At 72.0% G+C, this 6,180-nt stretch carries 5 protein-coding genes; 1 reads left to right on the forward strand and 4 read right to left on the reverse strand.

Features of this window, described 5'->3' with window-relative positions; all coding sequences use genetic code 11:
- Nucleotides 1-39: 39 nt before the first annotated feature.
- From AB0E67_RS29315 to AB0E67_RS29330, 4 genes are all read right to left on the reverse strand, one after another.
- Nucleotides 40-888 carry a class II fructose-bisphosphate aldolase gene (locus AB0E67_RS29315; RefSeq protein ID WP_362032100.1) on the reverse strand — a complete coding sequence of 283 codons (849 nt, stop codon included), beginning with the start codon at nucleotides 886-888 and terminating at the stop codon, nucleotides 40-42.
- A gap of 141 nt (nucleotides 889-1,029) precedes the next feature.
- Nucleotides 1,030-2,046 (reverse strand): 1-phosphofructokinase family hexose kinase, encoded by a 1,017-nt coding sequence (locus AB0E67_RS29320; RefSeq protein WP_362032102.1) that lies wholly within the window; start codon nucleotides 2,044-2,046, stop codon nucleotides 1,030-1,032.
- Nucleotides 2,047-2,342: 296 nt separating this feature from the next.
- Complete coding sequence (gene nagA / locus AB0E67_RS29325) at nucleotides 2,343-3,497, reverse strand: N-acetylglucosamine-6-phosphate deacetylase (RefSeq protein WP_362032104.1); 1,155 nt, start codon at nucleotides 3,495-3,497, stop codon at nucleotides 2,343-2,345.
- Nucleotides 3,497-4,429: an ROK family protein gene (locus AB0E67_RS29330; protein ID WP_362032106.1), complete on the reverse strand. Its 933-nt coding sequence runs from the start codon at nucleotides 4,427-4,429 to the stop codon at nucleotides 3,497-3,499. Before AB0E67_RS29330 ends, nagA begins: the two co-directional genes overlap by 1 nt.
- Before the next feature lie 406 nt (nucleotides 4,430-4,835).
- Here AB0E67_RS29330 and AB0E67_RS29335 point away from each other — a divergent pair, with 406 nt between their 5' ends.
- Nucleotides 4,836-6,086: an extracellular solute-binding protein gene (locus AB0E67_RS29335; RefSeq protein ID WP_362032122.1), complete on the forward strand. Its 1,251-nt coding sequence runs from the start codon at nucleotides 4,836-4,838 to the stop codon at nucleotides 6,084-6,086.
- Nucleotides 6,087-6,180 lie beyond the last annotated feature (94 nt).

Consider the following 6,180-nt stretch of genomic DNA (forward strand, 5'->3'; position numbering starts at 1 on the left):
CCGGTTTCGCTTCCGGGCCCTCGTCGGGCCGGGCCTCGGTCAGCCCATCAGGGTGAGGAAGCCCGCCACCGTCGCCGCCATCGCCTCGCGGCCCGGTGCGATGTACTTGCGCGGGTCCACACCCGTGGTGTTCTCGGCCAGGTAGGCCCGCACCGCGCCGGTGAACGCCGTGTTGAGCGCCGTACCCACGTTGATCTTGACCATGCCGGAGGCGACGGCCCGGCGGATCTCCTCGTCCGGGACACCGCTGGAGCCGTGCAGCACCAGCGGCACCGGGACCGCGTCGCGCAGCCGGCCGATCAGCTCGTGGTCCAGGGCGGCGGTGCGCTCGGTCATGGCATGGGAGGAGCCGACCGCGACGGCCAGCGCGTCCACCCCGGTGTCACGGACATACGCGGCGGCCTCGGCCGGATCGGTGCGGACGCCGGGGGCGTGGGCGTCGAGCGGGGGCTCGCCCTCCTTGCCGCCGACCTTGCCGAGTTCGGCCTCGATCCAGATGCCGCGCTCGTGCCCCCAGGCCACCGCCTCGGCGGTGACCCGCACGTTCTCCTCGTAACCGAGCTTGGAGGCGTCGAACATCACCGAGCCGAAGCCCTCCGCGTGCGCCTGGTGCAGCAGGTCCACGGACTCGACGTGGTCGAGGTGGAGCGCGAGCGGGGCGCGGGAGGCGCGGGCGACGGCGGCGGCCGCGGCGGCCACGGGGGAGAGCCGTCCGCCGTGGAACTTCACGGCGTTCTCGGAGATCTGCAGGATGGCGGGCGCCCCGGCACGCTCCGCACCGGCGGCTATGGCCTCCGCGTGCTCCAGCGTGATGACATTGAAGGCGGCGATCCCGCGTCCTTCGGCCTGGGCGGCGGAGACGAGTTCACCGGTGCTGACGAGCGGCATGCTGACCTCTGTTGCTTCTGTGCTGAACGGCTCGTCCGGTCGTGGCGACCGAATGAGCCGGTACGGGGTGACCGGACGAGCCGGTGCGGGTGGCGGCCCTCGAACCGGCCGCCGTCCGGTCGGGACGGTACGGGTGGCGGCTCAGGCCGCCGTGGTGTGTTTCTCGACGCCGACGCGCGGCAGCAGCTCCTCGTACGCCGCGCGGTCGAAGTCGCCGGCTGTCGGGGAGAGCACGGTCGCCGTCGACAGTGCCACCGCCCGTCGCAGCCGGTCCGGCCAGCCCAGCCCCTCGACGAGGCCGGACAACAGCCCGGCCACGGCGGAGTCGCCCGCACCGGTCGGGTTGCCCAGCACCTTGGCGGGCGGGGACGCCTGCCAGACGCCGTCGGGGGTGACCGCCAGCATGCCGTCCGGCCCGAGCGACGCGACGACCGCGTGCGCGCCGCGGCGGCGGGCGTCGCGGGTGGCGCGCAGCGGGTCGCGGGAGCCGGTGAGCTGGGCGAGCTCGTCGGCGTTCGGCTTGATCAGGTCGGGGCGGGCGGCGATCCCCCGGCGCAGCGGCTCGCCGCTGGTGTCGAGGAGCACGGGGACGCCGGCCGCGCGGGCGGAACGGACCAGTTCGGCGTAGGCGCCGACGTGGATGCCCGGTGGCAGGCTGCCGCAGAGGGCGACGGCGTCGGCCCCGGTGAGCAGTTCCTCGTACCGGGCGAGGAGGGCGGACCACTCGTCGGCGCTGACGAGCGGGCCGGGTTCGTTGAGCTGGGTGGTGTCGCCGGTGGTCCGGTCGACAACGGCGATCGTGCGACGGGTGTTCCCGGCGACGGTGACGAGGGCGTCGGTGATCGGCGCGGGCGAGGGCGAGGGTGTGGGGTCGTCCGTGACCGGGCCGGACCCGGCCGCCGGGCCGGAGTCGGCGGGCACGGCGTCCCGGGACGGCAGGTCGGCCAGCAGCTCGCGCAGCACCGCTCCGGTCGAGCCCCCGGCGAAGCCCGTGACCACCGTTTCGTGGCCGAGGGCGGAGAGCACCCGGGCCACGTTGAGGCCCTTGCCGCCGGGGCGCTCGGAGATGTCGCTGACGCGGTGGCTGGCGTGCGGGACGAGTTCCGGGACGCCGTACGTCAGGTCGAGTGCCGTATTCAGTGTGACCGTGAGGATCACCGCGGCCGCTCCCTCGATCCCTGCCTGGAGCGCGATTCCTCGGGATGGAATGCGCTTTCTCTGCCTGATACGGGCGTTCGGGCCGCCCGTCTCCCGGACGATCATGTCAAAGAGGCGGCGGTCGGCCCAGACCCCGGGAACAACCGCCGTCTCTTCGTTACGTATTCAACTCGCCGTCAACAGCCGTCAACGGCGGTGAACGCCGCAGGCGCTCGCGCGAGGCCGCGATCAGGCCGGTCCCGGCCCCGGTCCCAGGCGGTCCCGGCTTCGGGCCCCGGACGGCCCTCTGCCGGTCCTCAGCCGGTCCAGGGCTTGGTGATCCACTCGCCCTTGCGCATGACGCCCTTGAGCGCGAAGTCCGCGTCCAGGACCACCAGGTCCGCGTCCTTGCCCGGTTCCAGCGAGCCGACCCTGTCGTACACGCCGAGGAGCCGGGCCGGATTGGCGGAGATGGACTGCACGACGTCCTCGACCGGGATCCGGTCGATGGTCACGGCGCGGTGGAACGCGGTGTCCAGGGTGAGCGTGGAGCCCGCGATCGAGTTGCCCTCGACCAGTCGCGCGACGCCGCCCTTGACCTCGACCGCGAGCGGGCCGAGCTGGTAGCGCCCGTCGCCGAACCCGGCCGCGTCCATGGCGTCGGTGATCAGCGCGACGCGGCCGGCGCCCGCGTGGTGGTAGGCCAGCTCCAGGGCGGCGGGGTGCAGATGCGTGCCGTCGTTGATCAGCTCGACCGTGACCCGCTCGTCCTCCAGGAGCGCCGCGATCGGGCCGGGCGCGCGGTGGGCCAGCGGCGGCATCGCGTTGAACAGGTGCGTGGCGACGGTGGCGCCCGCGTCGATCGCCTCGACGGTCTGCTCGTACGTGGCGTCCGTGTGACCGATGGCGGCGATGACGCCGTGTTCGGCGAGGAGCCGCACCGACTCGGTGCCGCCGGGAAGCTCGGTGGCGAGGGTGAACATCTTCGCGGTGCCGCGTGCCGCGTCCATCAGTTTGCGGACCTCGGCCGGGTCCGGGTGACGCAGCAGGTCCTCGCTGTGCGCGCCCTTGCGGCACGGGGAGATGAACGGGCCCTCGAAGTGGATGCCGGCCAGGTCGCCCTGCTCGACCAGTTCGGACAGGACGCCCGCCCGCTGGGCCAGGAAGTCCAGCTCGCCGGTGACCGTCGAGGCGACCAGCGTGGTGGTGCCGTGCTCGCGGTGGGTGCGGATGCCGGTGAGGACCTCGTCGACGGTGCCGGAGGTGAAGGACGCGCCGCCGCCGCCGTGGTTGTGCATGTCGACGAAGCCCGGGACCAGCCAGTGGTCGCTCAGATCGACGATCCGGGCGTCCTCCGGGGCCGAGCCGGCGATCCGGGTGCCCTCGACGATCACCCGTCCGTTCTCGACGGTCCCGGTGGGAAGCACCACCCGGGCACCTGCGAGAACCGTGCTGTCTGCGCGTCCGGCCATCAGGCGGATACCTCCGTGGAGAGAAGATCCCAGGCGAGCAGCCCTGCGCCCAGGCATCCGGCGGTGTCCCCGAGGGCCGCCGGGACGATGTGGGGCAGCTTCTGGAACGTGACGCGTTCCTCGACGGCCGCACGGAGCGGTGTGAACAACGTTTCCCCGGCCTCGGCGAGCCCGCCACCGATGATGAGCATGCGGGGGTCGAGCAGCGTCACTGCGGTGACCAGCCCGGCGGCGAGCGCGTCGACGGCGTCCCGCCAGACCTCCACGGCCGCGGGGTCGCCCGACTCGACGGCCTTCGCGCAGTCCGCCGCGTCCGCCGTCGGATCACCGGACGCGGCGGCCCAGGCCCGGGTCACCGCGGAGGCCGAGGCCAGGGTCTCCAGACAGCCGCGCTGGCCGCAGCCGCAATCCGGGCCGTCCGGGCGGACCACGATGTGGCCGATCTCGCCCGCGTACCCGTGCGCGCCCTCCTCGATGGTGCCCGCGATGCCGATGGCCCCGGCGATTCCGGTGCCCAGCGGCAGGAAGAGGAAGCGGTCGGTGCCCTTGCCCGCCCCGATCCGCCCCTCGGCGAGTCCGCCTGTGCGCACGTCGTGGCCGAGCGCCACGGGGACGCCGCCGAGCCGCTCGCCGAGCAGCCGCCGCATGGGTACGTCGCGCCAGCCCAGGTTCGAGGCGTAGACGGCGATGCCGTTCTCGGCGTCGACTATGCCGGGCACGGCGACGCCGGCCGCGAGGGCGCTTTCGCCGAGGTGCTCCTCGCCGTGCGCGCGCAGGTCCGCCGCGAAGGTGAGGATCGACTCCACGACGGCGTCGGGACCGCGCTCCCTGCCGGTGGCCCGCCGCGCCTCGTGCAACAGGGTGCCGTCGGTCCCGACCAGTGCGGCCTTCATTCCGGTGCCGCCCACATCGAGGGCGATGACGTGTTTCACGGGAAACAGTCTCGCCCAGGGACCTCGATAGGTCTAGTCCACTCCTCTGGTTTGTTGCGGATCCATACAAAATCGCCCTCCAGGGGTGTCCACGGCCTTCGCCGCGGTCCGTCCGGTTCGAACGGGAGCGATGAGGTGTGCGCGTCACCCCCGCCCCCGGCAGGCGTCGTGCCTGGTGAGGGGGAGGGCGTGGCATCGGTCGTTCGGTCGAAGTTCCGTCCCGTGCAAGCATGTTCACCGATCGATGCAGGTCGAGGGGTGGGCAATTCGCGTCAACCGGGTTCCGCGCAGGTCCCGTTGTGAAAGCGATGGCTTGCCGGCGTAGACCTTCGATGGGCGACCGCGAAGGATCGCGGCTCGCCCGGAGTGCTTCACGAGAACGGAACTGGGTGTGCGGCGGCTTTACATGGGAATGACGGCGGCTGTGGCCGCGATGGGGATGACTGCGGTGCTCGCGGGGTGCGGCGGGGGCGGCGGACCGGACGAGGTCACGCTCCGGCTGGTCGCGGCGGACTACGGCACCGGCCCGGCCGACAGCTCCAAGAAGTACTGGGACGACCTGGTCAAGGGCTTCGAGGCGTCCCACCCCGGCATCAAGGTCGACGTCAGCGTCCACCCGTGGAAGGACATCGACCGCGAGGTCGCCACCATGGTGAAGAACGGACGGGCTCCCGACGCCGCCCAGATCGGCGCCTACGCCGACTATGCGAAGGCCGACAAGCTCTATCGGGCCGACCAGCTGTTGTCCATACGTACCCAGGCCAATTTCCTGCCCCGTCTGGCCGACGCCGGCAGCGTGGACCGTACCCAGTACGGGCTGCCGTTCGTCGCCAGCACCCGACTGCTCTTCTACAACAAGAAGCTGTTCGCCGACGCGGGCCTGTCCGCCCCGCGGACCTGGGACGACATCCGCGACGACGCGGCGGTGCTGGAGCAGCGCGGTGTGAAGTACCCCTTCGCGCTGCCGCTCGGCCTGGAGGAGGCACAGGCCGAAGCCATGATGTGGCTGCTCGGTGGGGGCGGCGGCTTCATCGACGACTCCGGTTCGTACGACTTCGACTCGGCCGAGAACATCAGGACGTTCGACTGGCTGCGGACGAACCTGGTCGGCAAGGGGCTGGTGGGCCCGGTCGCCCCCGGCGATCTCGACCGGGGCAAGGCGTTCGCCGCGTTCACGCGCGGCGAGGTCGGCATGTTGAACGGCCACCCGACGCTGATGCGGGAGGCGCGGAAGAACGGGATCTCCGTCGGCATGGTGCCGATGCCCGGCAGCGACGGACCCGGCACGAGCCCGATGGGGGTCGCCGACTGGATCATGGGCTTCAAGCAGCGCGGCCACCGGGTGCAGCTGGGCAAGTTCTTCGAGTACCTCTTCACCGACAAGAACGTCATCGAGTTCGCCGACAAGTACGACCTGCTGCCGGTCACCGGCAGCGCCTCCGCCGCGATGGAGTCCGACGCCGAGCACGAGCCGCTGCGGAAGTTCCTGGCCGCGTTGCCGAACGCGGAGTTCTACCCGTACGGCAGGACGTCCTGGGCCAGGACCAACGAGTCGATCAAGGAGAACATCGGCAAGGCGGTCGCACCGGACGGGAACCCCGCGGCCGTGCTGGGGAGGATCGGACGGGACGCGGCGACCGCGGAGGCCGCACGGTAGCGGGGGGGGTGCCCCTATCTGTTTCGTCAACCCTGTCAGGTCGGTTCCCTGGGGTGGCGCTGGTTTTCGGGAACGTCCCGCGAAGCGGGACGTT

The sequence above is a fragment of the Streptomyces sp. NPDC032161 genome, from assembly GCF_040636995.1.
Lineage (GTDB): Bacteria > Actinomycetota > Actinomycetes > Streptomycetales > Streptomycetaceae > Streptomyces.

Excerpts from the sequence above, each read along its gene's own strand:
- AB0E67_RS29315 (WP_362032100.1), bottom strand. The coding sequence starts at position 888 with ATGCCGCTCGTCAGCACCGGTGAACTCGTCTCCGCCGCCCAGGCCGAA.
- nagA (WP_362032104.1), bottom strand. The coding sequence starts at position 3,497 with ATGGCCGGACGCGCAGACAGCACGGTTCTCGCAGGTGCCCGGGTGGTG.
- AB0E67_RS29335 (WP_362032122.1), top strand. The coding sequence starts at position 4,836 with ATGGGAATGACGGCGGCTGTGGCCGCGATGGGGATGACTGCGGTGCTC.